The sequence below is a fragment of the Ralstonia sp. OTU4908 genome, assembly GCF_038440115.1.
GTDB lineage: Bacteria > Pseudomonadota > Gammaproteobacteria > Burkholderiales > Burkholderiaceae > Ralstonia > Ralstonia pickettii.
The window spans coordinates 102,588-129,122 of the sequence record NZ_JASATD010000005.1; the positions used below are offsets into that span (position 1 = coordinate 102,588).

General features: G+C 65.6%; 24 protein-coding genes. 2 read left to right on the top strand and 22 right to left on the bottom strand.

Features of this window, described 5'->3' with window-relative positions; all coding sequences use genetic code 11:
• Positions 1-60: 60 nt before the first annotated feature.
• Positions 61-1,077 (top strand): 4-hydroxythreonine-4-phosphate dehydrogenase PdxA, encoded by a 1,017-nt coding sequence (gene pdxA, locus AAHM38_RS06535; RefSeq protein ID WP_012761200.1) that lies wholly within the window; start codon positions 61-63, stop codon positions 1,075-1,077.
• A 31-nt stretch (positions 1,078-1,108) separates the two neighbouring features.
• Complete coding sequence (gene rsmA / locus AAHM38_RS06540; RefSeq protein WP_116575879.1) at positions 1,109-1,954, top strand: 16S rRNA (adenine(1518)-N(6)/adenine(1519)-N(6))-dimethyltransferase RsmA; 846 nt, start codon at positions 1,109-1,111, stop codon at positions 1,952-1,954.
• Here rsmA and AAHM38_RS06545 read toward each other — a convergent pair.
• From AAHM38_RS06545 to AAHM38_RS06650, 22 genes are all read right to left on the bottom strand, one after another.
• The gene (locus tag AAHM38_RS06545; RefSeq protein ID WP_102064531.1) at positions 1,941-2,846 is read right to left on the bottom strand and encodes a DMT family transporter; all 906 of its coding nucleotides are present in this window, start codon (positions 2,844-2,846) and stop codon (positions 1,941-1,943) included. The two genes, rsmA and AAHM38_RS06545, sit on opposite strands and share 14 nt — an antisense overlap.
• Entirely contained in the window at positions 2,830-3,237 is a 408-nt protein-coding gene (gloA, locus tag AAHM38_RS06550) for a lactoylglutathione lyase (RefSeq protein WP_027678185.1), read from the bottom strand. The genes AAHM38_RS06545 and gloA overlap by 17 nt, the downstream gene beginning before the upstream one ends.
• Before the next feature lie 119 nt (positions 3,238-3,356).
• Positions 3,357-4,235: a M48 family metallopeptidase gene (locus tag AAHM38_RS06555; protein WP_012761204.1), complete on the bottom strand. Its 879-nt coding sequence runs from the start codon at positions 4,233-4,235 to the stop codon at positions 3,357-3,359.
• Positions 4,232-4,984, bottom strand: coding sequence for a lysophospholipid acyltransferase family protein (locus AAHM38_RS06560; RefSeq protein WP_012761205.1), 753 nt, complete (start codon positions 4,982-4,984; stop codon positions 4,232-4,234). Before AAHM38_RS06560 ends, AAHM38_RS06555 begins: the two co-directional genes overlap by 4 nt.
• 11 nt (positions 4,985-4,995) lie before the next feature.
• Positions 4,996-5,574: a D-glycero-beta-D-manno-heptose 1,7-bisphosphate 7-phosphatase gene (gmhB, locus tag AAHM38_RS06565; protein ID WP_012761206.1), complete on the bottom strand. Its 579-nt coding sequence runs from the start codon at positions 5,572-5,574 to the stop codon at positions 4,996-4,998.
• Between the two features lie 31 nt (positions 5,575-5,605).
• Positions 5,606-7,699, bottom strand: coding sequence for a glycine--tRNA ligase subunit beta (gene glyS / locus AAHM38_RS06570; RefSeq protein WP_116575880.1), 2,094 nt, complete (start codon positions 7,697-7,699; stop codon positions 5,606-5,608).
• 86 nt (positions 7,700-7,785) lie between these two features.
• The gene (locus tag AAHM38_RS06575; RefSeq protein ID WP_065856696.1) at positions 7,786-8,445 is read right to left on the bottom strand and encodes a hypothetical protein; all 660 of its coding nucleotides are present in this window, start codon (positions 8,443-8,445) and stop codon (positions 7,786-7,788) included.
• Entirely contained in the window at positions 8,442-9,422 is a 981-nt protein-coding gene (glyQ, locus tag AAHM38_RS06580; protein ID WP_116575881.1) for a glycine--tRNA ligase subunit alpha, read from the bottom strand. The genes AAHM38_RS06575 and glyQ overlap by 4 nt, the downstream gene beginning before the upstream one ends.
• Positions 9,423-9,591: 169 nt before the next feature.
• Positions 9,592-11,103 (bottom strand): apolipoprotein N-acyltransferase, encoded by a 1,512-nt coding sequence (lnt, locus tag AAHM38_RS06585; protein ID WP_116575882.1) that lies wholly within the window; start codon positions 11,101-11,103, stop codon positions 9,592-9,594.
• A 64-nt stretch (positions 11,104-11,167) separates the two neighbouring features.
• Positions 11,168-12,061 (bottom strand): HlyC/CorC family transporter, encoded by an 894-nt coding sequence (locus tag AAHM38_RS06590; RefSeq protein WP_065856702.1) that lies wholly within the window; start codon positions 12,059-12,061, stop codon positions 11,168-11,170.
• A gap of 162 nt (positions 12,062-12,223) precedes the next feature.
• Complete coding sequence (locus AAHM38_RS06595; RefSeq protein ID WP_257019853.1) at positions 12,224-13,654, bottom strand: hypothetical protein; 1,431 nt, start codon at positions 13,652-13,654, stop codon at positions 12,224-12,226.
• A gap of 374 nt (positions 13,655-14,028) precedes the next feature.
• On the bottom strand, positions 14,029-14,841 hold the full coding sequence (gene ybeY, locus AAHM38_RS06600) for an rRNA maturation RNase YbeY (protein ID WP_116575883.1): 813 nt from the start codon (positions 14,839-14,841) through the stop codon (positions 14,029-14,031).
• A gap of 12 nt (positions 14,842-14,853) precedes the next feature.
• Entirely contained in the window at positions 14,854-15,846 is a 993-nt protein-coding gene (locus AAHM38_RS06605; protein WP_116575884.1) for a PhoH family protein, read from the bottom strand.
• A 21-nt stretch (positions 15,847-15,867) separates the two neighbouring features.
• Positions 15,868-17,238 carry a tRNA (N6-isopentenyl adenosine(37)-C2)-methylthiotransferase MiaB gene (gene miaB / locus AAHM38_RS06610; protein WP_116575885.1) on the bottom strand — a complete coding sequence of 457 codons (1,371 nt, stop codon included), beginning with the start codon at positions 17,236-17,238 and terminating at the stop codon, positions 15,868-15,870.
• Between the two features lie 52 nt (positions 17,239-17,290).
• Positions 17,291-17,704: a hypothetical protein gene (locus tag AAHM38_RS06615; protein WP_012761215.1), complete on the bottom strand. Its 414-nt coding sequence runs from the start codon at positions 17,702-17,704 to the stop codon at positions 17,291-17,293.
• Between the two features lie 90 nt (positions 17,705-17,794).
• Positions 17,795-18,793 (bottom strand): NAD(P)/FAD-dependent oxidoreductase, encoded by a 999-nt coding sequence (locus AAHM38_RS06620; RefSeq protein WP_041667949.1) that lies wholly within the window; start codon positions 18,791-18,793, stop codon positions 17,795-17,797.
• A 139-nt stretch (positions 18,794-18,932) separates the two neighbouring features.
• Entirely contained in the window at positions 18,933-19,853 is a 921-nt protein-coding gene (locus tag AAHM38_RS06625) for an OmpW/AlkL family protein (RefSeq protein WP_012761217.1), read from the bottom strand.
• A 211-nt stretch (positions 19,854-20,064) separates the two neighbouring features.
• Entirely contained in the window at positions 20,065-20,982 is a 918-nt protein-coding gene (locus AAHM38_RS06630; protein WP_116575886.1) for a DUF1571 domain-containing protein, read from the bottom strand.
• Between the two features lie 20 nt (positions 20,983-21,002).
• Complete coding sequence (locus tag AAHM38_RS06635; protein ID WP_012761219.1) at positions 21,003-22,742, bottom strand: AMP-binding protein; 1,740 nt, start codon at positions 22,740-22,742, stop codon at positions 21,003-21,005.
• 100 nt (positions 22,743-22,842) lie between these two features.
• Positions 22,843-24,162: an acetyl-CoA C-acetyltransferase gene (locus tag AAHM38_RS06640; RefSeq protein WP_012761220.1), complete on the bottom strand. Its 1,320-nt coding sequence runs from the start codon at positions 24,160-24,162 to the stop codon at positions 22,843-22,845.
• A gap of 4 nt (positions 24,163-24,166) precedes the next feature.
• On the bottom strand, positions 24,167-25,087 hold the full coding sequence (locus tag AAHM38_RS06645) for a MaoC/PaaZ C-terminal domain-containing protein (protein WP_116575887.1): 921 nt from the start codon (positions 25,085-25,087) through the stop codon (positions 24,167-24,169).
• Between the two features lie 6 nt (positions 25,088-25,093).
• Positions 25,094-26,506: a 3-oxoacyl-ACP reductase gene (locus tag AAHM38_RS06650; RefSeq protein WP_116575888.1), complete on the bottom strand. Its 1,413-nt coding sequence runs from the start codon at positions 26,504-26,506 to the stop codon at positions 25,094-25,096.
• Positions 26,507-26,535: the final 29 nt, after the last annotated feature.

Here is a 26,535-nt window from a genome sequence, read left to right on the forward strand (position 1 = left end):
GCCTGCGGGCGGCCGTGGCGTTTCTAGATCGCTCCAGAAACCATCGCAGGAAAGCGCTGCATGCTGAACATTGCCATCACCACTGGCGAACCCGCTGGTATCGGTCCCGACATCACGGTGGCCGCGCTGCTGCACCTGGCACGACAGGCGTCACCGCGTTACGCCGATGTGCAGTGGCATGTGATGGGCGATTCGGCATTGCTGCAGGCGCGCGCGGACGCGATCGGGCAGGGCGATTTCTGGCGCATTGTCTCTACGGCGCTGACTGTCGTGGAGCGCCCGCTGGGTGCACCCGTGCGCGCCGGCGTGCTTGATGACGCCAACGGCCGCTATGTGCTGGACCTGCTCGACGCGGCCATCGACGGCTGCCTGATCGGCACGGCAGACGGCATGCGTTACGACGCGATGGTCACAGCGCCGGTGCAGAAGAGCACGATCAACGACGCCGGGGTGCCGTTTACCGGCCACACCGAGTATCTGGCCGAGCGCAGCCACACGCCGCGCGTGGTCATGATGCTGGCCGGTCCGCAGCCGGCGCACGACAACGCCATGCTGCGCGTGGCGCTGGCGACGACGCACTTGCCGCTGCGCGACGTGCCGGACGCCATCACGCCAGCGGTGCTCGATGAGACGCTCGACATCGTGCAGCGTGATCTGCGCACACGCTTCGGTTTGACTGCTCCGCGCATCCTCGTGACGGGGTTGAATCCGCATGCGGGTGAATCCGGCCACCTCGGCCGCGAAGAGATCGAGGTGATCGAGCCGGCCATCGCGCGTGCGCGTGCGCGCGGAATCGACGCGCGCGGTCCATATCCGGCCGATACGCTGTTCCAGCCGCGCCTGTTGACCGATGCGGATTGCGTGCTCGCGATGTACCACGACCAGGGTTTGGCACCGCTCAAGTACGGCACCTTCGGCCATGGCGTGAATATCACGCTTGGCCTGCCGTTCGTGCGCACTTCGGTGGATCACGGTACGGCGCTGGATCTGGCGGGCACGGGCCGCGCCGAGTTCGGCAGCATGATCGAGGCGATCGATACCGCCATCGCGATGGCGCGGCATACGACGCGCTCCTGAGTTTCTTCACCTTTTCGATTTCGAGTTCGCAATGGCACGATCCACGACCGGCGTTCACCAGGGGCACCAGGCCCGCAAGCGCTTTGGCCAGAACTTCCTGGTCGATGACGGCGTGATCCACGCCATCGTCGCCGCCATTGATCCGAAGCCCGACGACGTGCTCGTCGAGATCGGCCCGGGCCTCGGCGCACTCACCGTCCCGCTGATGGAGCGCGTGCGCACCCTGCAGGTGGTCGAGCTGGATCGTGATCTTGTCGCACGCTTGCAGAAGCGTTTCGGCGACCGGCTGGTCGTGCATGCGGGCGATGCGCTGGCGTTCGGTTTCGGCGCGCTGCAGGAGGCGGACCGGCCGCTGCGCATCGTCGGCAACCTGCCGTACAACATCTCGAGCCCGCTGTTGTTCCATCTGGCCACGTTTGCCGATCGTGTACGAGACCAGCATTTCATGCTCCAGAAAGAAGTGGTCGACCGCATGGTGGCCGCGCCGGGTAGCAAGGCGTTCAGCCGGCTGTCGGTGATGCTGCAGGTGCGCTATTACATGGAGCTGGTGCTGGATGTGCCGCCGGGCTCGTTCAATCCGCCGCCCAAGGTGGATTCGGCGGTGGTGCGGATGATTCCGTGGCCGGCCGACAAATCGCCGTATGCGCCGGTCGACCTGCGCGCGCTTGGCACGGTGGTAACGATGGCGTTTTCGCAGCGGCGCAAGGTGCTGCGCAACACCCTCGGCGCGCTGCGCGATGTGATCGACTTCGAGGCGCTTGGCTTTGACCTGGGCCGCCGCGCGGAAGAAGTGCCGGTGGAAGACTTCGTGGCCGTGGCGAACGCGCTGCCGGCCAACCGCATTGCCGGCAGCGTTTCCGACCTTAGCGAAGATTGACGAGCAGGATGCCCGACAGCACGAGCGTTGCCGCCAGCGCGAACCGTAGGCCCACCGGCTCGTGCAACAGCAGCACGCCAAACGCCACGCCAAACAGCGGCGTCAGGAACGAGAACACGGACAACCGCGACGCCAGGTAACGGCGCAGCAGCCAGAACCACGTCAGGTAACTGGCAAACGCAATCAGCACGGACTGATAGGCGAGGCTGGCCAGCGCAGTCGGTGTGAGGTTCGCGGTAAAGGCCTGGCCGGTGCCGGCGGCCATCAACAGCAACAGCACAGCCGAGACGGCAAGTTGGTACAGCAGCGTCTTCGCCGCCGGTGCTTCGGAAAGCTTGCTTGCGCGCACGACGATGGTCGTCGCGCCCCACAGCGCGCCTGCCACCACGCCCAGCGCGTCGCCCAACGAGGTCGACGGCCCGGCCGCCGGGTGCAGGACACCGTCGGCGAACGCCAGCACGATCCCCGCAAATGCAATGCCGATGCCCGCCCACTGGCGCGGGCGCAGATGTTCGCCCGGCACGAAAAAGTGCAGGCCGAGCGCCGTGAAGATCGGCGCGGTGTAGAGGAACACCGCCATGCGCGAGGCAGTCGTGTAGCCCAGGCCGATGAAGATGCACAGGAACTCGACACCGAACAGCACGCCGGCCATGAGGCCACCAGTCAGCGTGCCGTCGCGCAACGACAGGCACGTGCCGCGCCAGAGCGCAAATGCGAACACCAGGACCGACGCGATGGCCGAGCGCACACCGGCCTGCATGACGGGGCCCACGTCGTGCGCGGCCACCTTGATGGCGACCTGCTGAAAGCCCCAGCACATGCACAGCACCACCATCAGCCCGATGGCGGTACCGTCCAGCGGCCGGCGGATGGCGTCAGTGGCGGTTGCCATCGGGCATCGAGCGTGCCTGGATCAGCTCGATCTTGTAGCCGTCCGGATCTTCCACAAACGCGATGATGGTGCTCCCGCCCTTGACCGGGCCGGCCTCACGCGTGACCTTGCCGCCAGCGTTACGGATCTGGTCGCAGGCCTGCGCGGCATTGTCGACCTCGATGGCCAGGTGCCCAAATGCCGTGCCGAGTTCGTACTCGCTCACGCCGTAGTTGTAGGTCAGTTCGATGACCGTGTTGCCGGCTTCCGGGCCGTAGCCGACGAATGCCAGCGAGTACTTGTATTCAGGGTTGTCGCTCGTGCGCAGCAACTGCATGCCGAGCACGTTCGTGTAGAAGTCGATCGAGCGCTGCAAGTCGCCAACGCGCAGCATGGTGTGGAGCATTCGCATGGGGTTTCCTTCCTGGAGGACTGTGGGGAAGGCAATATTGTAGGAGGGTGTGGCCGAGCGTGCAGGACAGGCGTTCTCTGCAACCGACGCATCCGCCGCAGGAGCGTCGGCAGGGCGAATCAGAACGCCGGCAAGTATTCCGGCGGATGCGAGCGCAGTTGCTCCCGCGCCTCACGAAACTCAGGGAAGATCGATTCCACCGTGTCCCAGAAGCGCGGGCTGTGGTTCATCTCCTTGAGATGCGCGAGCTCATGCGCAACCACGTAGTCGATCAAGCTGAGGGGGAAATGCACGAGGCGCCAGTTCAGGCGGATCTTGCCGTCGGCGGTGCAGCTTCCCCAACGCGTCGCGGCGGAAGACAGCGCATACGCGCTATGCCGCACGCCAAGGCGCTCGGCGTACACCTCCAGGCGCTCGCCGAAGAGGCGTCGCGCCTGCGTCTGCAGCCAGCCTTGCACGCGGTCTTTGATCTGCTGCTCGGTAGTGGTGTGCGGCAGGCCCAGGTGCAGCATGCTGGTGTCGGCATCGAACATCAATGCGCCGATGGGCGATTCCAGCTTGAGCGTGATCGTCTTGCCGAGGAACGGCAATCCGGCGCCGTCCTGCCACTCCATCGTCGGCAGCATGCGGCGTGCGGCGCTCGTGCGCCATTCGGCCAGCTTGGCGAAGATCCACTTCTGCTTTTCGGCGATGGCGTGTTCGATCTCGGCGAGCGTGACCCAGCGCGGTGCCGTGATCGACAGGCCCCGGTCATCGATGACGAAGCCGATGGTGCGCCGCGATGAACGCTTGAGGTTATAGATGAGCGCGCGCTCGCCCAGCGTCAGGCGGCGCTGGTGGGGGCCGAGCGGTGCGGTGGAAAAGTCGAGTGCGGGCGGAGCGAGGAGGGGCGCGTCAGGCGGCTGCAATGCCGACGGGGCTTCGGGAGCGAGCAGCGGCAGCTCAAGCTGGACGCTGTCGGCAGGGGTGGGCGAAGTCGGTGGGCGCAGCAGTTTCATGCGTGCTCGCGGTAGCTGTCGGCGTCGATTCTACGCATTTCTGTTTCGATCCACGCTTCGACTTCGCGATTGAGTTCGTCGCTGGTTTTGCCGGCGCTCGAGATGGCCGGTCCGACCGACAGCGTAATCAGGCCCGGATGCTTCAGGAACGAATTGCGCGGCCACACACGGCCGGAGTTGTGCGCGATGGGGATGACCCATGCGCCGGTATCCACGGCAAAGCGCGCACCGCCGCTCTTGTAACGCGGCTTGGGGTCGCCCGAACGCGTGCGCGTGCCTTCCGGAAACATGATCACCCACGCGCCATCTGCAAGGCGCTCCTTGCCCTGGCGCGCGACCGAGGCGAACGCATTGGCGCCGTCCTTGCGGTTGATGTGCACCATTTTGAGCATGCCGAGCGCCCACCCGAAGAACGGCACAAACAGCAGCTCGCGCTTGAAGACGTAGCACAACGGGCGCGGCATGGTCGCGACGAAGGCCATGGTTTCCCACGCCGACTGGTGCTTGGAAAGCAGCACAACCTGTTTGTTGGTGGCGACGGCTTCCTCGATGTTCTCCCAGCCCTGGTATTGCCAGCGGATGCCGAGCAGCCAGCGTGCCATCCAGATTGCAGACTTTGTCCAGCCGGACACCATCCAGAAGCGGCGGTGCGGGTTCATGAACGGAAAGACGATGAAGCAGGCCACCGCGTAAATCGGTGTCCAAACGATCAGGAAAACCAGGTACAGCAGCGAACGGATAAAAGTCATTGGGGGCGAATTCAAGGGGCGCGCGTGGGCGTGCCCTGGGGCACGGGAGACAGCAGCGCACGCACAAACGCCCGCAGGTCCTCGTGAATCTGGGTACCTGGGGGCAGGTTTCCGGCATCGCGGGTCTTGGCGCCCTTGCCGGTCAATACGAGGTGGGGCACGGCACCGACTTCTACACCGGCTTGCAAGTCGCGCAGCGAATCTCCCACGACCGGCACGCCGGTCAGGTCCATGTCGAAGCGGCGTGCGATCTCGCGCAGCATGCCGGCCTTGGGCTTGCGGCACTCGCAGGCATCGGCGGCGGTGTGCGGGCAGAAGAAGACGGCATCGACGCGCCCGCCGGAGGTGGCAAGCGCCTTGTACATCTTCTCGTGCATGGCGTTGAGCGCGGCGGCCTCGAACAGGCCGCGCCCGATACCCGACTGGTTGGTTGCCACCACCACCTGGTAGCCGGCCTGGTTCAGCTCGGCAATGGCTTCCAGGCTGCCGTCGAGCGCGATCCACTCGTCAGGCGACTTGATGAACTGGTCGCTGTCGCGGTTGATAACGCCATCGCGGTCGAGAATCACCAGTTTGGGAACGTGGGGCATGGTGGGCTCCGAACGGTGCTTGGGGTGCCGATCAGGCGGCCAGCTTGGAGATGTCCGCGACGCGGTTCATCAGTCCGTGCAGCTCAGCCAGCAACGCCAGGCGGTTATCGCGCAGCGCGGTGTCGTCGGCCATCACCATCACGCCGTCAAAGAAGGTGTCGACCGCTTCGCGCAGGCCGGCCAGCGTCTTGAGCGCAGTGGTGAAATCGCCGCGTGCGAAGGCGTCGTGCACCTGCGGCTCCGCTGCAACCACGGATTGATGCAGCGCGCGCTCGGCGTCTTCCTTGAGCAGTGGCGGCTGCACGGCACCAATGGCCACGTCCGTCTTCTTCAGGATGTTGGTGATGCGCTTGTTGGCGGCCGCCAGCGCCTCGGCCTGCGGCAGGGCAGTAAAGGCGCGCACGGCTTCTAGGCGCGCGACGATGTCGTCCAGGCGCTGCGGGCGCTGGCTCACTACGGCTTCGACCTCGTTGGTGCTGTAGCCCTTGTCCTTCAGGTAGCCGCGCAGGCGGTCGTAGAGGAAGTCAGAGATGGCGGCGAGGTCCGGTTTGACGGCGGCGATGCCGTCGAAGCTGGCAGCGGCAATCTGCAGCGCATCGTCGATCGTGAGCGCGAGCGGCTTCTCGATCAGCATGCGCAGGATGCCCAGCGCATGGCGGCGCAGCGCGAACGGATCTTTCTCGCCCGTGGGTTGCAGGCCGATGCCCCAGATGCCGACCAGCGTTTCGAGCTTGTCGGCCAGCGCCACCACGGTACCGGTGGCGGTGCTGGGCAGCGCATCGCCGGCAAAGCGCGGTTGGTAGTGTTCGGAGCAGGCCAGCGCCACATCGTCGGGTTCGCCGTCATGGCGTGCATAGTACGTGCCCATCGTGCCTTGCAGCTCGGGGAACTCGCCCACCATGTCGGTCAGCAGATCGGCCTTGGCCAGCAGCGCGCCGCGCGAGGCGTGCGCCACATCCGCGCCGAGCTTCTCAGCCAGTTGGCCGGCGATGGCCTGCAGGCGCGACACACGCTCAAGCTGCGTGCCGATCTTGTTGTGATAGACCACGCGCGAGAGCAGCGGCACGCGGTCGGCCAGCGGCTTTTTCTTGTCCTGCTCGAAGAAGAAGCGGGCGTCGGCCAGGCGCGGGCGGACCACGCGCTCATTGCCTTGAATGATGGCCTCGGGTGTATCCGTGGCGATGTTCGAGACGATCAAGAAGCGGTTGCGCAGATGGCCCTGCGCGTCGGTCAGCGCAAAGTACTTCTGATTGGTCTGCATGGTCAGGATCAGACACTCCTGCGGCACGGCGAGGAACGCTTCCTCGAAATGGCAGGGGTAGACCACGGGCCATTCGACCAACGCGTTCACCTCATCGAGCAGCGCTTCGGGCATAACGACCGTATCGGCGCCGGCGGTCTTGAGCAGTTCGGCGCGGATGGCCTCCTTGCGCTTGCCATAGCCGGCGATGACCTTGCCTTGCGACTCCAGCGTGCTCGCATACGACGCGGCGTCCTGGATGACGATTTCGCCAGCCGACAGGAAACGGTGGCCCAGCGTCACGTTGCCCGATTGCAGGCCGAACGCGCTGACGGGGATGACCTCGCTGTCGAGCAGCGCAATCAGCTTGTGGGCGGGGCGCACGAACTGGACGTTCTCGCCATTCGGGCGCTGATACGTCATCACCTTCGGGATCGGAAGGTTGGCGACGGTTTGCGACAGTGCAGTCTGCAGGCCGTCAGCCAGCACGGCGCCGCGTGCGGTGTAGCGATAAAACAGCGCTTCGGCCTTGCCGTCGGGCGCGCGTTCCAGCGATTCGGGGGCGATGGCCTCCACGCCCACGGTCTTGGCCAGTGCGGCCAGCTTCTTGACCAGCGGCGCTGCGGGCTTGCCCTCGGCATCGAAGGCGATGGTCACGGGCAGCACCTTCTCGCGCAACTCGCGATCGGGCGCAGTGCGGCGCACGCCGGTGATCGATGCGGCCAGGCGGCGCGGCGTGGCAAATCCTTCCACGGCGGCGCCCTCTTCGAGCAGGCCTTGCGCCGACAGACCGTCAAACAGGCCGCGTGCAAACGCCTCGCCCAGGCGGGCCAGCGCCTTGGGCGGCAGTTCTTCGGTCAGCAGTTCGATCAGGAGGGTGGACATAGCGTTTGAATCAGTGACGTCGTTGTTCTGCGCCGCAGGGTGCTCAGATCAGGTGCGGCGATACGTTGTGTGGTTCGGTTCGGTGATCAGCAGGGCGAGCCGGGAACGGGCTCCACGCCCGAAAGCAGCCACACGCCGTTCTGCTGCTGGAATTGCAATTGTGTGCCGGCGCACTGGCCCGGCGGCGGAGGTGGTGCAATCGGCGCAGGGGTGGTGCCGGGCGCGGCCGCATCGCGGCGCAGGAAGCGGGCCGACAGCAAGCCCCGTCGGGCGTCGTAACGCACTTCTTGCAGCGTGCCGGACACGTTGAATTCCAGGCGGCTCGGCAATTGCGCCGCCGAGCGGAACACGCGCGCGCGGCGCTGTGCCTTGGCGCCGGTGCCTTGCCATTCCACCCATGTCAGTGGGAAGCGCAGGGCCGTCACGTAGGTGCGCAACGGCACGCGATGCCAGCCGAGGTCACGCGCGCCGGACAGGTCGCACGCCATCGTGCGCACCAGGCTCGTCCATTGGTCGAGCGACGGCGGAGGCGGCGTCCAGGCCGTGCTCAGCGCTTGCTGCAGCGGCTTGGAATCGGACACGCAAAGCTGCGTCAGGGTGCTGGGCACGACGAAAACCTTCTCTGTCGATGCCGCCTTGGACGTGCGATGCCGTGCCGCTTGCGCAACGCTCGCCGGTAGCGCCAGCGCGGCGATGGACGCTGCCGTCAGCAGCGCCAGGCCACGCCGTGCTCGGTTGGCCGTCATGCGGCCTCCGTCGTCTTGGCGGCGGCTGTGCCGCACATCGGGAAGCCGAGGCGTTCGCGCGAGTCGTAGTAAGCCTGCGCGACCAGACGCGACAGGTTGCGGATGCGGCCGATGTAAGCCGCGCGTTCCGTCACCGAAATTGCACCGCGCGCATCCAGCAGGTTGAAGGTGTGGCCGGCCTTGAGCACCTGCTCGTAGGCCGGCAGGGCCAGTTGCACGACAGGTGCGTCGCCCTCGGCCGTGGCGTCGCCTTCTGCGCGCACGCCCATCAGGCGCTTCGCTTCGGCTTCGTGCTCGGCAAAGCGGCGGAACAGGACGGTCGTGTCAGCCTGCTCGAAGTTGTAGGTCGATTGCTCGACTTCGTTCTGGTGATAGACATCGCCGTAGGTCAGGCGGCGCTTCACGGGGCCGTTCGGGCCCGGCTCTTCCCACTCCGTCCAGACCAGATCGTAGATGTTCTCGACCTGCTGGAGGTACATCGCCAGACGCTCGATGCCGTAGGTGATCTCACCGGTCACGGGTTTGCAGTCCAGGCCGCCAACTTGCTGGAAGTACGTGAACTGCGTGACTTCCATGCCGTTGAGCCAGACCTCCCAGCCGAGGCCCCAGGCGCCGAGCGTGGGGTTTTCCCAGTCGTCTTCTACAAAGCGCACGTCGTTCTGCTTCAGGTCCAGGCCCAGCGCTTCCAGCGAACCGAGGTACAGGTCGAGGATGTTTTCCGGCGCGGGCTTCAACACCACCTGATATTGGTAGTAATGCTGCAGGCGGTTCGGATTCTCGCCGTAGCGGCCGTCCTTGGGCCGGCGCGACGGTTGCACATAGGCGGCTCGCCACGGTTCCGGGCCGATCGCGCGCAGGAAGGTGTGCACGTGCGACGTGCCGGCGCCGACTTCGAGATCGATCGGCTGCAGCAGGGCGCAGCCCTGGGCGTCCCAGTACGACTGCAGCTTGAGGATGAGTTGCTGGAAGGTGAGCATGGTGGTACCCGTTGGTCCGCCGGAACGATGCGTTGCGCGGCGCGACGGTGGAATGCAGCGGCGGGCACGAGAAGCGCCTGGCTCCCTGCCCGCCGTAAAACATTGAATTTTAGCGTTTTTTGTCAGCAACTCCGGAAAGTGGCTCGAAAGCCCTTCGGACGCTGAGCGATCAATCTGCCGATGCCCGACGGCGGCGTACGCATGCCACCAGCAGAACCAGCGCGCCCAGGCCCAGCGCGGGTGCGTTGCCGGCCCGCACGAATGGCGTCAGACCTTGCGTGCCTTGCACGTCAGCCTGCAATGTGCCGAGCGTGAAGACAGGCAGGCGCGCCTGTACGCTGCCGTCCGGCCGCACCACTGCGGTCGCGCCCGTGTTGGTGGCGCGCAGCATCGGACGGCCCGTTTCCAGGGCGCGCATGCGCGAGATCTGCAGGTGCTGATCCAGTGCGATCGTGTCGCCAAACCACGCCAGGTTCGTCACGTTGGCGAGCATCGTGGCGGGCTGATCCGCATGTCGCAGCGAGGCGGCAATTTCCTCGCCAAACAAATCTTCGTAACAGATGTTGGGTGCGACGCGCTGGTCGGCCACCGCCATGGGCGGCTGCACGGGCAGGCCACGCCGGAAGTCGCCCAGCGGCATGTTCATCATGTTGACGAACCAGTGGAAACCGAAGGGGATGAACTCGCCGAACGGCACGAGGTGGTGCTTGTTGTAGCGGTACACGCCCTGGAATTGGGGGCCGATGCCGAACACGCTGTTGGTGTAATCGACGCGGGAGTCCTCGCTGGCGGCGCCGAACAGCAGGCTGGAGCCGGTGGTATCGACATAGGTGCGGAGGGCCAGCGCGATCTCCTGCGGCATCTCCTGAATCATGATCGGGAAGGCCGTCTCGGGTGTGACCACGAGTTGCGCGGGCTTCTCGGTGACCATCTTGGTGTACAGCTCCAGCGAGCGCTCGATGCCGGTTTGCTGGAACTTCACGTCCTGCGGCACGTTGCCTTGCAAGAGGCGCACGGAGATCGGCTTGCCCACCGGCTGCGTCCACGCAATGCCGTGCAGCGGCCAGCCGGCCACCAGCACGAGCGCACCCGCGATGCCCGCCAGCCAATGCAGGCGGCGCTCGGCCGCGACGCACAGCAGGCCAGCCAGCACGGCGGCGATCAGCACGATGCCGTAGACGCCCACCAGCGGCGCGTAGCCGGCCAACGGGCCATCGGTGTGTGCGTAGCCGCCGTTGATCCACGGAAAGCCGGTCCACACGGTGCCGCGCAGCCATTCAGTGACGGCCCATGCCGCACCAAATACCAGCGCCGATGCAGCACCGGACCACCGCCCGCGTCGTGTCAGCCACTGCCATGCCCACACCGCCAGCGCCGGATGCAGCGCCAGATAGCCGGCAAACAGCAGCACGGCCAGCGCCGCCATCCAGGCCGGCATGTCGCCGTAGACGTGCATGCTGATATAGAGCCACCAGACACCCGACAGGAACCAGCCGAGCCCAAAGCCATAGCCAATCCACGCCGCATCACGCAAGCGTGGCGCGCGCTGCACGAGCGCGGCCAAGCCCGTCAGGGAGAGTATCTGCAGCCACCACCAGTGGTTCGGCGCGAACGACAGCGTATGCATGACGCCAAGCAGCGCTGCCAGCGGCATCGCAAAACGCAACCGCGCGAGCGGCACAGCTTGTGCGTCCTGCCGACGCGACGGTGCGGCAGGGGAAGAGAACTGAGCGGGCACGGAAGGATCAGGCGGGATGAGAACCAGAGGTGTCGGCCGTGGCACTACCCCCGGCCGGCGTGGTGAGGCGGCGCACAAGCAGCACCTGCACCTGGCGCGCATCGGCGCGCAGCACGTCGAATTGCAGCGTGCCCATGACGATCTTTTCGCCCCGGTGCGGCACGCGGCCCAGGTGGTTGGACAGCAGCCCGCCCACGGTATCGACGTCTTCGTCGGAGAAATGCGTGCCGAAGGCTTCGTTGAACTGGCTGATTTCGGTCAGCCCGCGCACGCGCATGTGGCCATCGGCGGTCGGCAGGATGTTGTCTTCTTCCTGATCGAAGTCGTATTCGTCTTCGATGTCGCCAACGATCTGCTCGAGCACATCTTCAATGGTGATGAGGCCTGCTACGCCGCCGTATTCATCGACGACGATGGCGATATGGTTGCGGTTGACGCGGAAGTCACGCAGCAGCACGTTCAGACGCTTCGATTCCGGAATGAACACGGCCGGGCGCAGCATGTCGCGCACATCGAAGCCTTCGTCGGTGTAGAAGCGCAGCAGATCCTTCGCGAGCAGGATGCCGATGATGTTGTCGCGGCTGCCTTCGTAGACAGGGAAGCGCGAATGCGCGGCTTCCTGCACGAACGGGATGAATTCTGACGGCGCGTCGGCGATGTTCAGCGCATCCATCTGCGCGCGCGGGATCATGATGTCGCGCGCACACAGGTCTGAGACCTGGAACACCCCTTCGATCATCGACAGAGAGTCGGCGTCGATCAGGCTGCGCGCATGGGCGTCTTGGAGGATTTCGAGCAGCTCGGCCCGCGATTCGGGCTCGGGCGAGATAAGGTCGGTCAGGCGTTCCAGCAGTGAGCGGGGTTTGTCGGCTGGCTTCGGACTGGGATACGGATCATTCATGGCGCGGTCGCGCGTCGTTAAACATCGGCCCAGCATACACCAAAAGCCCTGCCGTCCCGATGACGTGGGGTGGTCGCCCAGCCTCCGGAAGTGGCTTCTATTTCACATTTGGAGGCCGGGTTCGGGCGCGTTGAGACGGACGATCTGCCGAGGAGGAAGCGGTCAATCGTGTCCGCCTTCGCCACCGCGTTGCTGGCCGTTGCTGTGCGCGTTGCTGCCTTCGTTGCCTGGGTGATTGTTGTTCTGACCCGGGTTGGCGTCGCCCTGATCATGATGCTGACCATGCCCGCCCGAGTCGTCGCCCTCGCCGCCGCGATCGTGATCCGCTCCCCGGTTGCCGCTACCGTGGCCCTCGCCGTAGTGATGTCCGTTGTTGCTGTGGTTGTCATCGCCGCCGTGGTGTCCGTCACCGCCGTGATCATGATCGCCACCGTGGTGTCCGTCGCCGCCATGGTCGTGATCGCCGCCGTGGTGTCCGTCGCCGCCATGGTCGTGATCGCCACCGTGGTTTCCGTCGCCGCCGTGGTCGTGATCGCCGCCGTGGTGTCCGTCACCTCCGTGGTCATGATCGCCGCCGTGGTTTCCGTCGCCGCCATGGTCGTGGTCGCCACCGTGATGACCGTCGCCGCCATGGTCGTGGTCGCCACCGTGATGACCGTCGCCGCCATGGTCGTGGTCGCCACCGCGATGACCGTCGCCGCCGTGGTCGTGGTCGCCACCGTGATGACCGTCGCCGCCGTGGTCGTGGTCGCCACCGTGATGACCGTCGCCGCCATGGTCGTGGTCCCCCCCATGATGGCCGCCGTGATCGTGATCGTGATCATGATCATGGTGGTGGCCGTGATGGTGACCGCCGTCGTGGCAGCTCCCGCACGGCGATGGGACGGGCGATGGGCTCGGCGTTGGTGTGGGTGTTGGAGCTGGTGTCGGCGTTGGACTCGGACTCGGCGATGGGGCTGGCGACGGACTGGGCCCGGGGCTCGGTGTGGGTGCCGGCGTGGGGCCAGGGCTGGGCGACGCACCGGGTGCAGGGGCTGGCGTCGGGCTGGGCTTGGACGGTGGCGCGTTGTTGCCGCTCGGGGGCGGTGCGTCGCTATTGCTGGTGGGCGGGGTTGCCGCCGGTGCCGGGTCTGCAGGACGGGAATTGCTGTGATACCGCCCCAGCGTGCTCGCGCCGCCGTAGGCCGTCCAGCGTCCGGCGATTTCCTTGTCGACGCCGGCGAGCCAGTGGTCGCCCGTGGCTCCGACGCCCACCAGCGCCTTGCTGCTTGCAAAGTCGTAGCCGCCGCCAATGAGTGCCTGCACGCTGGTGCTGCCCACCACCGCCTGCACGCGTGGCCGGATGGTGCCTTGCGCGACCATCAGGTTCACCTCGGCGCCAACCACGTTGTTGCTGTCGGAGATGTTGACCGTGCGGCAACCGACGACCGCGCCCGGATGCCAGGCGCCGTCGAACACGATGACGATGCCCGCGTAGCACGATTGCTTGTGATCAGCGTGCGCGATGCGCGGCGCGACCGCGAGCGCCGTGCCGACGCCCACGCCAACCAGCAGCGTGGTCCACGGAATGCTGTCCATGAAGCGTTGACGCATGATGACCTCCCCGGAGTGGCCTGACCCATCTGCGTGCGGATTTGGCCGATGGCGCTCGTTTGCGCCGAGTTCGCTAAGCGCGCTCGCGTGGCGGCTTATGCGTGGAGGATAGAAATCGCTACGGCAAAACCCATGCGCCATACGGAGAGCGACGAGGGTGCCGGATGGCCGATGGTCTGTGCGACGCGTATGCGCGATTCGAACGGCGCGAGCATGCGCCGAATGGCGGAGGGAAACCCGTAGACCGTTGTCAGGACTGGCTTTGCGTTAATGCGGGTTGATTCATCGCTGAAACACCACGCTGCAAGAATGGAACATGCAAAAAGCAAAACGCCGGCGCGAGGCCGGCGTTTGAACATCAGGGGCGTTGCGCTCTAGCGATCTGCGTAGGGATCGGCAAAACCGAGGTCGCGGAGGATCTCCGTTTCAATGCCTTCCATTTCCTTTGCATCCGCCGCGTCTTCGTGGTCGTAGCCCTGGGCGTGCAGCGCGCCGTGCACGATCAGGTGTGCGTAGTGCGCGGTCAGCGGCTTCTTCTGTTCCTTTGCCTCCTTTTCAACCACCGCGCAGCACAGCACGATGTCGGCCGACACCGGGTCTTCCGCGCTCTCGGCGTAAGAGAAGGTCAGCACATTGGTGGCGTAGTCCTTGCCGCGGTAGGTGCGGTTGAGCGTGCGGCCTTCTTCTTCGCCGACAAAGCGCACGTTGAGCTGCGCATCGGCAAACAGTGCCGGGGCGATCCACGCTTCGATGTCGCGTTCCTTCGGCAATGCCTTGCGAGCGGCCGCCTTGAGTTCATCGCCGTACTGCACCGTCAGGTCGAGCGTGAGCATCTCGGCGCCGGCGGTGTCGTCATCAAAGGCTTCTTCCGTGGAGTCTGCCAATTCAGCGGGTTGGGTTTCGATGCGCAACGTGATGCTGTCGTGGTGCTCCGGACGCAGCGAAAGCATGGCGTGCATGTTGGCGTCGGCGTGCTCGGCAACGAGGGTGATGGCCCCATCGACGGTATTCGGCAGGCCCAGGATCAGGCTGCGGCCATCGGCGAACGCAATGCGCAGCGCGCTCGCATCCACCGTCTTCGGTTTGCCTTGGGCGTCGAATACGTCAACGCGCGGGCCGAGCGACTCCGCGGCCGCGGGCTGGGTCTTCTTGGTTTTTGCTTTGGTATCGGTTTTTGCTTTAGCCACGTTCAGGCGTCCTTATGCATCTTTATGCTGGGCATGGAATTCGTCATAGGCCTCGACGATGCGGGCCACCAGCGGGTGCCGCACCACGTCGACGCTCGTAAAGCGCGTCATCGCAACGCCGCGCACGTCACGCAGCACGTGCTGCGCTTCGACCAGGCCACTCTTCTGGCCGCGCGGCAGATCGATCTGCGTTGTGTCGCCGGTGATCACCGCCTTGGAGCCGAAGCCGATCCGCGTGAGGAACATCTTCATCTGTTCCGGCGTGGTGTTCTGGGCTTCGTCCAGGATGATGAAGGCGTGATTGAGCGTGCGCCCGCGCATGTAGGCCAGCGGCGCGATCTCGATCATCTGGCGCTCGAACATCTTCTGCGTCTTGTCGAAGCCGAGCAGGTCGTACAGCGCGTCGTACAGCGGGCGCAGGTACGGGTCCACCTTTTGCGCGAGGTCGCCGGGCAGGAAGCCGAGGCGTTCGCCGGCTTCCACCGCCGGGCGCGTCAGTACGATGCGCTTGATGGCGTCGCGCTCCAGCGCATCCACCGCGCAGGCGACGGCCAGATACGTCTTGCCCGTACCCGCCGGGCCGATGCCGAACGACAGGTCGTGGGAGAGGATGTTGCGCAGGTACGCGCGCTGCATCGGCGTGCGGCCATGCAGATCGGTGCGCCGCGTATGCAGCACCGGCGATAGATCATTGCCGTCCGGCTCGTCGGTGCCCGATTCCGGCAGGTAAGCCCCATGTGCGGCGACCTGGCGGGTTTCTACCAGGCCGAGCTGGATGTCATCCACCGACAGCGGTTCCCGCGCGGCGTTGTAGAACGTCTCCAGGGCGTTGGTCGCGCCTTGCGCGTTGGTACCGCGCACGGTGAACTTGCTGCCACGCCGGTTGATGGTCACGTCCAGCGCCTGCTCGATCTGGCGCAGGTTCTCGTCCAGCGGTCCGCACAGGTTCTGCAGGCGCGTGTTGTCGTTCTTGGGCGCGGTGAATTCTGCGATGGAGGGTTTCATCAAGTCGGGTTGTGTTGATGATCAGTGAGTCGCGCTGGCCGTACGCTGTTCGGCCACTTCGCCACGCAACGAATGCGGGAACGCGTGCACGATACGCACGTCCAGCATCTGGCCGATCAGCTGGTCGCGACGCGCCTGCGGCAGATCGGGCAGGGCGAAGTTGACGACACGGTTGTTCTCGGTGCGGCCGTGCAACTCAGTCGGATCCTTGCGCGACGGGCCTTCCACCAGAATGCGCTGCACGCTGCCGACCATGCCTTGGCTGATGCGCGCCACGTTCTCTTCGATGGTCGCCTGCAAATGTTTCAGGCGTTCGAGCTTGACGGCCTGCGGCGTATCGTCGGGCAGGTTGGCGGCCGGCGTGCCGGGGCGGGGGCTGTAGATAAAGCTGAACGATGTGTCGTAGCCGATCTCGTGGATCAGGTCCATCGTTTTGGCGAAGTCCGCATCCGTCTCGCCCGGGAAGCCGACGATGAAGTCGGTGGCGATCGAGATGTTTGGCCGGATCGCGCGCAGCTTGCGGATGCTGCTCTTGTATTCGAGCACCGTGTAGCCGCGCTTCATCGCCATCAGGATGCGGTCGGAGCCGTGCTGCACGGGCAGGTGCAGGTGGTCGACGAGCTTCGGGTTGGTGGCATAGGCCTCGATCAGGCGGGAGCTGAATTCCTTCGGGTGGCTGGTCGTGTAGCGGATGCGCTCGATACCGGGAATCTCGGCCACGTATTCGAGCAGCAGCGCGAAATCCGCACGCTCGCTCGTGTCGCCCATCTTGCCGATGTAGGCGTTGACGTTCTGGCCCAGCAACGTGACTTCTCGCACGCCCTGTTCGGCCAGGCCGGCCACTTCGGCCAGCACGTCGTCGAACGGGCGCGAGACTTCCTCGCCGCGCGTGTACGGCACCACGCAGTAGCTGCAGTATTTCGAGCAGCCTTCCATGATCGACACGAAGGCGCTGGCGCCGTCCACGCGCGCGGGCGGCAGGTGGTCGAACTTCTCGATCTCGGGGAACGACACGTCGACCTGCGAGCGGCCCGTGCGGCGGCGTGCTGCGATCAGGTCGGGCAGGCGGTGCAGCGTCTGCGGGCCGAAAACGACATCCACGTAAGGGGCACGCGCCACGATGGCCGCACCTTCCTGGCTGGCCACGCAGCCACCTACGCCGACCACGAGATCCGGTTTGAGCGCCTTGAGCGCCTTGACGCGACCGAGTTCGGAGAACACTTTCTCCTGCGCCTTCTCGCGTACGGAGCATGTGTTGAAGAGGATCACGTCCGCATCTTCGGGCGTGTCGGTGGGGACGAGACCTTCAGCCGCGTTGAGCACGTCGGACATCTTGTCCGAGTCGTACTCGTTCATCTGGCAGCCGTAGGTTTTGATGAAGACTTTTTTCATGTGCCGTTCACAGTGGTTGACCTGGGGGCACGTGCTTCGTGGGGTGTTCTGACTACTGGGACTGCGCTTGCGCCTGACTTTGTGCCGCCACCGCAGCCTTGTAATCGTCATCGCTGACAACCCAGGCTGTCAGCAACTGCTGATACAAGTCGAGCTGATAGCGCACCTTGAACGTCTGGCCGACCACCGAGCCCGGCGGCAGCAGGCGCCCGTCCAGCGACAGGATCCGCACGCCCGGAGCAAAACGGATATCAGCGCTGCTGCTGCCGAAGCCCAACAGCAGGATGCGGACGATGCCGGTGCTGCCGGTACTCAGCGTGCCGGTATTGGCCGAATTGACGGTCAACTGGGCTGCCGGGGCCGTCGCCGGAATGTTGCGCAGCACTTGCGCATGAGACAGCAGCGGCGCCGAGGCCGCAGCAACGGCAGCAAAGGCTAGGGCGAGGACTTGGCGTCGGGTGCGCATGGCGTCGTCAGGAGAAAGCCACCGCCGGGTGAGCGACCCGGCACACGAAACACGAGACAACCCGGTATTGTAGCGTTCCGGGCAGAAGTCTTATAGCGCTTCGGCAATCTTGGCGGCCAGCGCAACGCCGCTCAGGAACGCGGCTTCCACGCGCGGGCCTTCGCACCAATCACCGCAGGCGCCCAGGCGGGCGGCGGCGTCCCAGTGGCAGGGCATGCCGGCAGACTGCTCGACCAGCGCGTGTGGCCACAGGTGCACGGCCATCAGATCGGGCTCCGGCGTCCCCGGGAATGCTTCCGCAAAGCGGGCGTGCATGGCATGGAGGGCCTGCTCGGGGCTGTCGTTGGCATGGGCGGCCGACCAGCCCGGCGATGCATGCACCACCCAGGATTCATCGACCATGACGCGGCCCGGTTTGGTGTTGTCGCGGGCCGCCCAGGCCAGCATGTCGTCGTCGATGCGGATGCCGTCATACGGCAAGCCGAGGGGTTGCGCAAAGCCCATCATCAGCGCCCAGCACGGGGCGTAGTGCACCGGCGCGATGGCTTCCTGCAGCGAGGCTGGCGTGGCGCCGTGAAACAGTGCGGGCAGTTCGGGCGCGGGCAGGGCCAGGGCGAGGAAGTCGGCGTGGGCGGCGTCCGTGCCGTTGCGCTCGATCGTCCAGCGCCGGCCATCGTGCGTTACACGCGTGACGGCGCGACCGAAGCGCACATCGAGCGGTGCTGCCAGGCTGCGCACCAGCGCGCCCATGCCGGGCAGGCCGACATAGCGGGCTTCATCGCGCGAGTCGGCTTCCAGCCCATCGACAGTGCGATGGCCCCAGCGTGCGGGCCAAGGCAGCACCGAGCCCTGACGGCCAGCGGCATCCACCGCGCGCCTGAAGACCTCGCTGCGCACGTTGAACGACTGCGCACCGTGGTCGAACGCATACGCCGGGGCGGACTCGGGCAGCACCGTGGTGGCCAGCCGGCCCCCGACACCGCCGGCGCGCTCATAGACCGTGGTGGCAATGCCTTCTGCGGCAAGCGCGTTGGCACAGGCAACACCGGCAATGCCGGCTCCGACGATGGCGATGGAAGGCTGGGTCATGGATGTGGCGTGGGTGCGGGGGCAGGAGTCCGGAATCGGCGCGGTGATCGGCGAGTAACAGTCCGCCATGATATCGGGTCGCGCCCCAATGAAAAACGCCACCCGAAGGTGGCGTTTTGCGATGGAGCAATTCTGCAGCTTAGAACTTGTAACCCACTGCCAGCCCAAAGACGATGGGGTCGACCTTGATGTCGGTCTTGTTGACGGCCAGCACCTGGCCTTGCTGGCTGCGGATCGTGATGGTGGAGGTCGTCTTCAGCGGCAGGTAGGACACCGTGCCGATGGCGGTCCAGTTCTTGGCGAACTCATACGACACACCCACGTTGGCGACCGGCGTCCACGAGCTCGACGTTTCCGCCGTCACCTTCGCCGGGCCCGTCGGCACCTGTCCCATGCCGAGCTGCAGCACCTGTCCCAGGTTTTGCAGCGCGTTCACGAAGTTCGAATTCAGGCGCAGATTGGTGAAGAAGTTGTAGCTGACACCTGCGCCGACGAACGGACGCAGCTTGCTTTCCTTGGTGCCGAAGTAGTACTGCGCGACGATCGCCGGGCTCCATTCACGCACGGTGGCGACCGGGTTGTTCTGCGGCAGGCCCAGGTTGATCAGCGTCAGCGGCCCGACCACCGGCACCGGGGCGATCACATTACCGCTGCCATACAGGTTGAATTTGGGTGGAACGCCACCCACGAACGTGCCGGCAATGTTGTCGTTAAAGAAGTGCGTGAACGTGAGCGACAGCGTATTCGCGTTACTGACTTTCACGTCAGTTCCCGGCGACTGGTAGGTGCCCAGGCCGAGCGCGCTGGTGGTGGTGGTCAGCGGCGTGGCGGAATCCATCGGGCGGATGTAGAACCAGCCCAGCGCCATGACGTTGCGACCCCAGACGTAGTTGTCCATGAAGCCGCTGAAGCCGCCGCCGCTGCTGGTGCCGCTGCCATTGCTGGCACTTGCGGCTACGTTGGCCTCTGCGGTGGATTGGGCGTGAGCCAGGGGGGCAGCAAGGGTGCTGGCGGCAGCGCAGGCAAAGGCTGCGGCAAAGCGGCGGGCAGTGCGGTTCATGTGGTTGTCTCTCTGGATTGGATTGTTATCACGCCTTGGTGTGGCGATTTGTGTTTCCGCAGCATAACGCAGCGCTTTTGTTCGGTTACGCTGCGATGACCGAAGTTTTCCTCTAGCGTGTACGCACGCAACAAGGGGTTTCCCCTAGTCTCGTTTCATACTGTCCGCCGGACGGCGGAGCCTTGGCCCACAACGGTCTTGGGGCCGCAGTCTAAAACTTGTATTCAGGATTTTTGGGGTTGAAAGTCTGGTCGTTCCAGGTCTTGCGCGTCACGCTCTCAATGACGATTTTCTCGAGCTGATTGCCCGATTCGTCCCACGCCTCTTCAATGCGCACCCACGGGTTTTTGAGGTCGAAATACAGGCGCACGCGCTTGGCGTAGAGCGTGGGCGGCCCGCTTGGTGAATCCCAGGTCAGCCGCAGCATGCGCTCGCCGTCTTCGGTCACCATCTTGGCTTCGTTGAACTTGCCGCTGCCGCCGGCAGCCACGTGGGCGCGTCCGTCGCGCTCGACCGAATCGACGATGAACTGCAGCCCAAGCTCACGCGCCGTGTGGTTCGACTGCGATTTGGCCAGCGAGCCGTCCAGCGCACTCCAGATCGCCACGAAACCGACGAGCCCGCCAAGGTGGCCGTACATCTCGTCCTTGCGCACGGTTTCGTCGTAGATGATCTCCTGGCCGGCGTGCGCGCCGCCCTTGAGCCAGCGCGCGTAGACCTGGCGCGGTGCGTTGCGGTAGCGGACCAGCATGAGCGCCGGTTGGCTTTGCCACTGGTCTCTCACGCGTTCCTGGCGGCGCATGCGGTATTCATATTCGGGCAGCTTGGCCGCCTCGCCCTTGAGCCAGCGCACCAGCGTTTCGGGCTTCATGGCCTGCGCCATGGCCAGGACGTCTTCGTCCGACCAACTGGCGAACGCGTTGGCGTTGACCTGGCTGCCGAGCCAAGCCGTCTGCCTGGCGATGTCCATGGCGGCAAAGCTGCCGATGGCCGCCGATTGCGATGCGGCGGTCTGTGTGGCGGTCGGCGCGGCTGCCGCTGGCACAGAAGCATCCGGCGCGGCAGGCTGGGCCCAGGCGTGTACTGCACCGGCCAGCAGCGTGGCCAGGGCGAGGGTACGCAATTGCATACGAGTCTCCGCTGTCGGTGTCATTGCTGAGCTTGCGCGCGGGCGCGCTTGATGTCCGGATCGGCATCGCGCAGTTCGCGGCGCAGGATCTTGCCCACGGTCGACTTGGGCAGCTCTTCGTGGCGGAACTCGACGATGCGCGGCATCTTGTAGCCGGTCAGGTGGGCGCGGCAGTGTTCGAGCAGGGCGGGCTCGGTCAGCGCGCCGGTGCGCGGCACCACGATGATCTTCACGCGCTCGCCGGCCACCGGATCGGGCACGCCAATGGCCGCCACCTCCAGCACGTCGGGGTGCAGTGCCACCACGTCTTCGATCTCGTTCGGATACACGTTGAAGCCCGACACGAGGATCATGTCCTTCTTGCGGTCGATCAGGCGGATGTAGCCGTTGGCATCCATCACTCCGATATCGCCGGTGGAGAACCACCCTTCGGCGTCGATGGACTTGGCGGTCTCATCGGGGCGCTGCCAGTACCCGCGCATGACCTGCGGCCCACGCACCTGCAGTTCGCCGGGTTCGCCCAGCGGCGCGATCGTGCCGTCGTCGCGCTTGAAGCGCACTTCGGTGGAGGGCGCGGGCAACCCGATCGTGCCGCTAAATTCGGTCACGTGCGGCGGGTTCATCGACACGACCGGCGAGCATTCCGTCAGCCCGTAGCCTTCGACGATGGTGTGGCCCGTGACTTCCTTCCAGCGCTGCGCGATCGCACGCTGCACCGCCATGCCGCCCCCGATGGTGATCTTCATGGCCGAGAAGTCGCGCTTGGCAAAGTCCGGGTCTTCCAGCAGCGCATTGAAGAGCGTGTTCACCCCCGCAATGCCCGAGAAGCGTTCGTTGCGCAGGATGAAGATCACGCGCTTGGTGTCACGCGGATTGGCGATCAGGATATTGCGCCCGCCCAGCGTCATGAACATCAGCAGGTTCACCGTGAGCGAGAAGATGTGATACAGCGGCAGCAGCGTGACGTTGGTTTCCACGCCGCCGTTGAGCATGCTCTTGGACCACTCTTCCGCTTGCAGCAGGTTGGCGATGATGTTGCGGTGCGTGAGCATCGCGCCCTTGGCCACGCCCGTGGTGCCGCCCGTGTATTGGAGGAAGGCCAGATCTTCCGGCGCCAGCTGCACTGACTGCAGGGTCCGTGAGCCTCCGGCGGCCAGCGCATCGCGCAGCCAGACCGGCGAGGGCAGCTTGTACGGCGGCACCTGCTTCTGCACGTGGCGCATCACGAAGTTCAGCGCGCGGCCCTTGAGGTTGAGCGCCCCGCCCATCAGGTCGCCGATGCCCGTGATGACGATGTTGCGCACCTGGCTGCCGGGCAGCGCCTGCTCCAGCGTGCGCGCGAAGTTCTCCAGCACCACGATCGTTTGTGCGCCGGAATCGCGCAACTGATGGGCCAGCTCCGGCACCGTGTACAACGGGTTGACGTTGACGACGATGGCGCCGGCCAGCAGCGTGCCGAACAGGCACACGGGGTACTGCAGGCTGTTGGGCAGCATGATCGCCACCCGATCGCCTTTCTTTACACCGCGCGACTGCAGCCACGCCGCAAACTGCTTGGCCTGGCGCTCGCACTCGCCGTACGTCATTTCGGTGCCGACACTCACGTAGGCGACGCGGGTACGGTACTTCTCCACCGATTCCCGAAACACCTCGACCAGCGAGTGATAACGATCGGGATTGATCTCCGCGGGCACGCCCTCGGGGTACGACTTCAGCCAGATGCGATCGGTCAGATCGCTGCGGTCGGCAACGGTGTTCATGGTGTCTCCGTCCATGAAAAACGCGGCGTGGTTTTATTGTGTGCCGCGCGGGTTTTGAATCTTGCTAGACGCGGGCCGTTCCCGTTGTGGCCCGAGCGGATTACTGCGACATCGTTTCGGGTCGCTCCAGAATGGCGACGACACCTTGCCCGCCCGCGGCACAGATCGACACCAGCCCGCGGCCGCTGCCGCGCTGCGCCAGCATCTTTGCCAGCGTCGCGACAATGCGCCCGCCCGTGGCGGCAAATGGATGCCCTGTGCCCAGCGAGCTGCCGTTCACGTTGAGCTTGCTGCGGTCGATGCTGCCCATCGGCGCGCTGCGGCCCAGCTTTTCGCGACAGTATTCGGGCGATTCCCACGCCGCCAGCGTACACAGGACTTGCGCTGCAAAGGCTTCGTGAATCTCGTAGTAGTCGAAGTCCTGCAGCGTCAGGCCCGCGCGCTCCAGCATGCGGGAAACGGCATAGGCCGGGGCCATCAAGAGCCCTTCGTTCTGCTCCGGCGTGCCGCTGAAGAAGTCGACAGCCGCCGTGTCCGCGCAGGTCATGTAGGCGAGCACGGGCAGGTTGTGCGCGCGCGCCCAGTCTTCGCTGGCGAGCAGCACGCACGAAGCGCCATCGGTGAGCGGCGTGGAGTTGCCGGCCGTCATGGTGCCGGCGGCGCTGCGGTCGAATACCGGCTGCAGCTTCGCCAGTTGCTCGATGGTCAAGTTGCTGCGCAGATTGTTGTCACGATCGAGCCCGAGGTGGGCGGTCATCAGGTCGGTGAAGAACCCGCGCTCGTAGGCCGCCGTGAGGTTGTGGTGGCTGCGTAGGGCCAGCGCGTCCTGGTCTTCGCGACGGATGCCCCAGCGCTTGGCCATCAGCTCGCAGTGTTCGCCCATCGACAGGCCAGTGCGCGGCTCGCTGTTGCGCGGCAGGAGCGGGCGCACGAACATCGATGGCCGCAGGCCGGCCAGCGCTTTGACGCGCGCGCCCGTGGACTTGGCGCGGTTGGCCTCCAGCAGGATCTTGCGCATCTTTTCGTTCAGGCCGACGGGCGCATCGGAGGTAGTGTCCGTGCCGCCGGCAATGCCCACGTCGATCTGCCCCAGTGCAATCTTGTTGGCAACGAGGATGGCGGCTTCCAGCCCGGTGCCACAGGCCTGCTGGATGTCGTACGCGGGCGTCTGCTTGGCGAGCGTGGTAGACAGCACCGTTTCGCGCGTCAGGTTGAAATCGCGCGCGTGCTTGATGACCGCGCCGGCCACGACTTCGTCCAGACGCTGGCCATGCAGGTTGAAGCGGTCGATCAGGCCTTGCAGCGCGGCGGTCAGCATCTGCTGGTTCGAAGCCGTGGCGTAGGCCGTGTTCGAGCGGGCAAACGGGATGCGGTTACCGCCGAGGATGGCCACGCGGCGCAGCTGCGCGTTGACGAGCATGAATTCAGTCTCCCGTGTTGTCTTGTTGTGCTTGCGGCAGCGTCAGCATGCCGCGCAGATAGGGTTTGTCGCCCGTGGCGTTGCGCACTTCAAAGGCGCGGCCCGGGGTGGCTTCGCTGGCTTGCCACAGCGTCGCCGTCCCCGGCAGTGATAGCGGCGTCTTGAATTCGGCCAGCACTTCGCCTTGCGTGAGCGGCGCCGCGGGCAACAGCTCTGCCAGCGCTCGGGCCTTTGTCCACATACCGTGAGCGATGGGATGCGCAAAGCCGAACAGTCTTGCACCGATAGTGGACACGTGGATGGGGTTCCAGTCGCCCGACACGCCGGCGTAGCGTCGGCCGGTGTCGGCGGGCACATCCCAGCGGCCGTCTGGTGACAAGGTCTGGGCACCGGGCAGCGCAATCAGCGGCGCACCTTGCGGAGAAGGCACGCCCACGCGCAAATAGGTCGACAGCGATTCCCACACCACCGCGCCGGCCTTGACGATCGCGGTTTCGATGGCGAACGCCTGCCCGCGTGCATGGTGGAACAACCGGCGGGGGCGCACTTCCACGCGCACGCGCTCACCCACCTGCAAACGCTGGTGTTGGCGGATCGTGTTGCACAGGTGCACCAGGCCGATGACCGGATAGGGAAACGCCGATTCCGTCATCAGCATGAGCTGCAGCGGAAAGCCTAGCAAGTGCGGATACGTCATCGGCACGCCATGCGCTGCGGAGAAGCCGCACACCGCTGCGTACTGTGCGATGTGCCCGGCGTCGAGCGGCACTTCCTGCCGCACCAGGGTGTGGCGCGGCAGCGGTCCGCCACGCTTGCCTTTACGTTGCGACAGCAGCGCGCGCCACGCCAGCGCCCCCGGCGATGGTGGCGCCGTCACCAGCGTCTGCGTGGCGATCATGGGAAAGAGCGGGGCCAGCGTGCGCACGATCGCTCAGGCGCCGAGCAGGCTTTGCCCGCACACGCGCACGATGTTGCCCGTTACGCCGTTCGACGCAGGGTTGGCGAACCACGCAATCGTCTCGGCCACGTCGACGGGCTGGCCGCCCTGGCTCATCGCATTCATGCGGCGGCCGGCTTCACGAATGGCAAACGGCACGGCTGCGGTCATCTGCGTTTCGATAAAGCCCGGCGCAACCGCGTTGATGGTGATGCCGCGTTCCGCCAGCAACGGCGCGCCAGCCTGCACGAGGCCAATCACCCCGGCTTTGGACGTCGCGTAGTTGGTCTGCCCCATGTTGCCTGCAATGCCGCTGATGGACGACACGCAGACGATGGCTCCGCCCGCGTGCAGCGCATTGGCTGCAAGCAGTGCGTCGTTGATGCGCAACTGAGCGGCGAGGTTGATATCGAGCACGCTGCGCCACGCGGGTTCGGTCATGCGGGCGATGGTCTTGTCGCGCGTGATGCCTGCGTTGTGCACGAGGATGTCGACGCCGCCCAATGCGGCAAGTTGCTGCGCGAGCAAGGCGGGTGTTTCAGGCGCGGCAATGTCGTATGCCATGGCTTCACCGCCGATTTCCTGGGCGACGGCGCCCAGCGCCTCTTGTGCGGCGGGCACGTCCAGGCAGAGCACGCGCGCACCATCTCGCGCCAACACGTGCGCAATGGCCGCGCCGATGCCGCGCGAGGCACCGGTCACCAGCGCGGTGCGGCCGGCCAGCGGCTTCTGCCAATCCACCGAGACCGCTGCGGCGCGATGCACGCGCACCACTTGCCCCGACACATACGCCGAGCGCGCCGACAACAGAAACCGCAGCGTCGACGCGGCCACGTTTTCCGCACCCTCCGCTACGTACACGAGCTGCGCCGTGCAGCCGCGCCGGACTTCCTTGCCGAGAGATCGCGTGAGTCCTTCCAGCGCGCGCTGCGCGATCGCCGCCTCGGGCGTCTTGCTGCCTTCGGGCGGACGGCCGATCACGACCACGCGCCCACAACCGCCGATGGCCCGGACGCCATCGTGAAACACGTGATACAGCGCATCGAGGCCGTCGACCGACGCAATGCCCGTGGCATCGAAAACGATGCCGCCAATGCGATCGAACGCCTCGCCTTCCTTGCCCGTGGGCGCGACAAAGCGGCCGGTGATCTGCCCGTGCCGGTTGGCAGTTCCGAGCCACTCCGGATCGCTTTCATGAAAGCGCGTGGGGACGCCGGTCTCGGCAAAGAGCGCTGCGAGCGTCTCGCGCATGGAGCCGCCTGGCGCCGCGCCCACCAGAAACGGCCCGACAAATTCCGGTTCGCCGGGCACGTAACGGCGCAACGGCACCGGCTGCGGCAGGCCGAGGTTGGCCGACAGCCACTTGCCGAAGCCGGAACCGACGAAATCGAGGTACTTGTCTTGCATCGTTGTTGTTGTCGTTTGTCAGGCCCGGA

What these genes read in the sequence shown, in the direction of transcription:
- AAHM38_RS06560 (WP_012761205.1), bottom strand. Translation starts at nt 4,984, where the DNA reads ATGACTTTTATCCGTTCGCTGCTGTACCTGGTTTTCCTGATCGTTTGG.
- AAHM38_RS06620 (WP_041667949.1), bottom strand. Translation starts at nt 18,793, where the DNA reads ATGACCCAGCCTTCCATCGCCATCGTCGGAGCCGGCATTGCCGGTGTT.
- AAHM38_RS06635 (WP_012761219.1), bottom strand. Translation starts at nt 22,742, where the DNA reads ATGAACACCGTTGCCGACCGCAGCGATCTGACCGATCGCATCTGGCTG.
- AAHM38_RS06650 (WP_116575888.1), bottom strand. Translation starts at nt 26,506, where the DNA reads ATGCAAGACAAGTACCTCGATTTCGTCGGTTCCGGCTTCGGCAAGTGG.
- miaB (WP_116575885.1), bottom strand. Translation starts at nt 17,238, where the DNA reads ATGAAAAAAGTCTTCATCAAAACCTACGGCTGCCAGATGAACGAGTAC.
- rsmA (WP_116575879.1), top strand. Translation starts at nt 1,109, where the DNA reads ATGGCACGATCCACGACCGGCGTTCACCAGGGGCACCAGGCCCGCAAG.
- AAHM38_RS06605 (WP_116575884.1), bottom strand. Translation starts at nt 15,846, where the DNA reads ATGAAACCCTCCATCGCAGAATTCACCGCGCCCAAGAACGACAACACG.
- gloA (WP_027678185.1), bottom strand. Translation starts at nt 3,237, where the DNA reads ATGCGAATGCTCCACACCATGCTGCGCGTTGGCGACTTGCAGCGCTCG.
- AAHM38_RS06595 (WP_257019853.1), bottom strand. Translation starts at nt 13,654, where the DNA reads ATGCGTCAACGCTTCATGGACAGCATTCCGTGGACCACGCTGCTGGTT.
- glyQ (WP_116575881.1), bottom strand. Translation starts at nt 9,422, where the DNA reads ATGCTCACCTTCCAGCAACTCATCCTCAAGCTGCAGTCGTACTGGGAC.
- glyS (WP_116575880.1), bottom strand. Translation starts at nt 7,699, where the DNA reads ATGTCCACCCTCCTGATCGAACTGCTGACCGAAGAACTGCCGCCCAAG.
- gmhB (WP_012761206.1), bottom strand. Translation starts at nt 5,574, where the DNA reads ATGCCCCACGTTCCCAAACTGGTGATTCTCGACCGCGATGGCGTTATC.
- AAHM38_RS06625 (WP_012761217.1), bottom strand. Translation starts at nt 19,853, where the DNA reads ATGAACCGCACTGCCCGCCGCTTTGCCGCAGCCTTTGCCTGCGCTGCC.
- pdxA (WP_012761200.1), top strand. Translation starts at nt 61, where the DNA reads ATGCTGAACATTGCCATCACCACTGGCGAACCCGCTGGTATCGGTCCC.
- AAHM38_RS06575 (WP_065856696.1), bottom strand. Translation starts at nt 8,445, where the DNA reads ATGACGGCCAACCGAGCACGGCGTGGCCTGGCGCTGCTGACGGCAGCG.
- AAHM38_RS06615 (WP_012761215.1), bottom strand. Translation starts at nt 17,704, where the DNA reads ATGCGCACCCGACGCCAAGTCCTCGCCCTAGCCTTTGCTGCCGTTGCT.
- AAHM38_RS06590 (WP_065856702.1), bottom strand. Translation starts at nt 12,061, where the DNA reads ATGAATGATCCGTATCCCAGTCCGAAGCCAGCCGACAAACCCCGCTCA.
- AAHM38_RS06640 (WP_012761220.1), bottom strand. Translation starts at nt 24,162, where the DNA reads ATGCTCGTCAACGCGCAGCTGCGCCGCGTGGCCATCCTCGGCGGTAAC.
- AAHM38_RS06555 (WP_012761204.1), bottom strand. Translation starts at nt 4,235, where the DNA reads ATGAAACTGCTGCGCCCACCGACTTCGCCCACCCCTGCCGACAGCGTC.
- AAHM38_RS06630 (WP_116575886.1), bottom strand. Translation starts at nt 20,982, where the DNA reads ATGCAATTGCGTACCCTCGCCCTGGCCACGCTGCTGGCCGGTGCAGTA.
- AAHM38_RS06545 (WP_102064531.1), bottom strand. Translation starts at nt 2,846, where the DNA reads ATGGCAACCGCCACTGACGCCATCCGCCGGCCGCTGGACGGTACCGCC.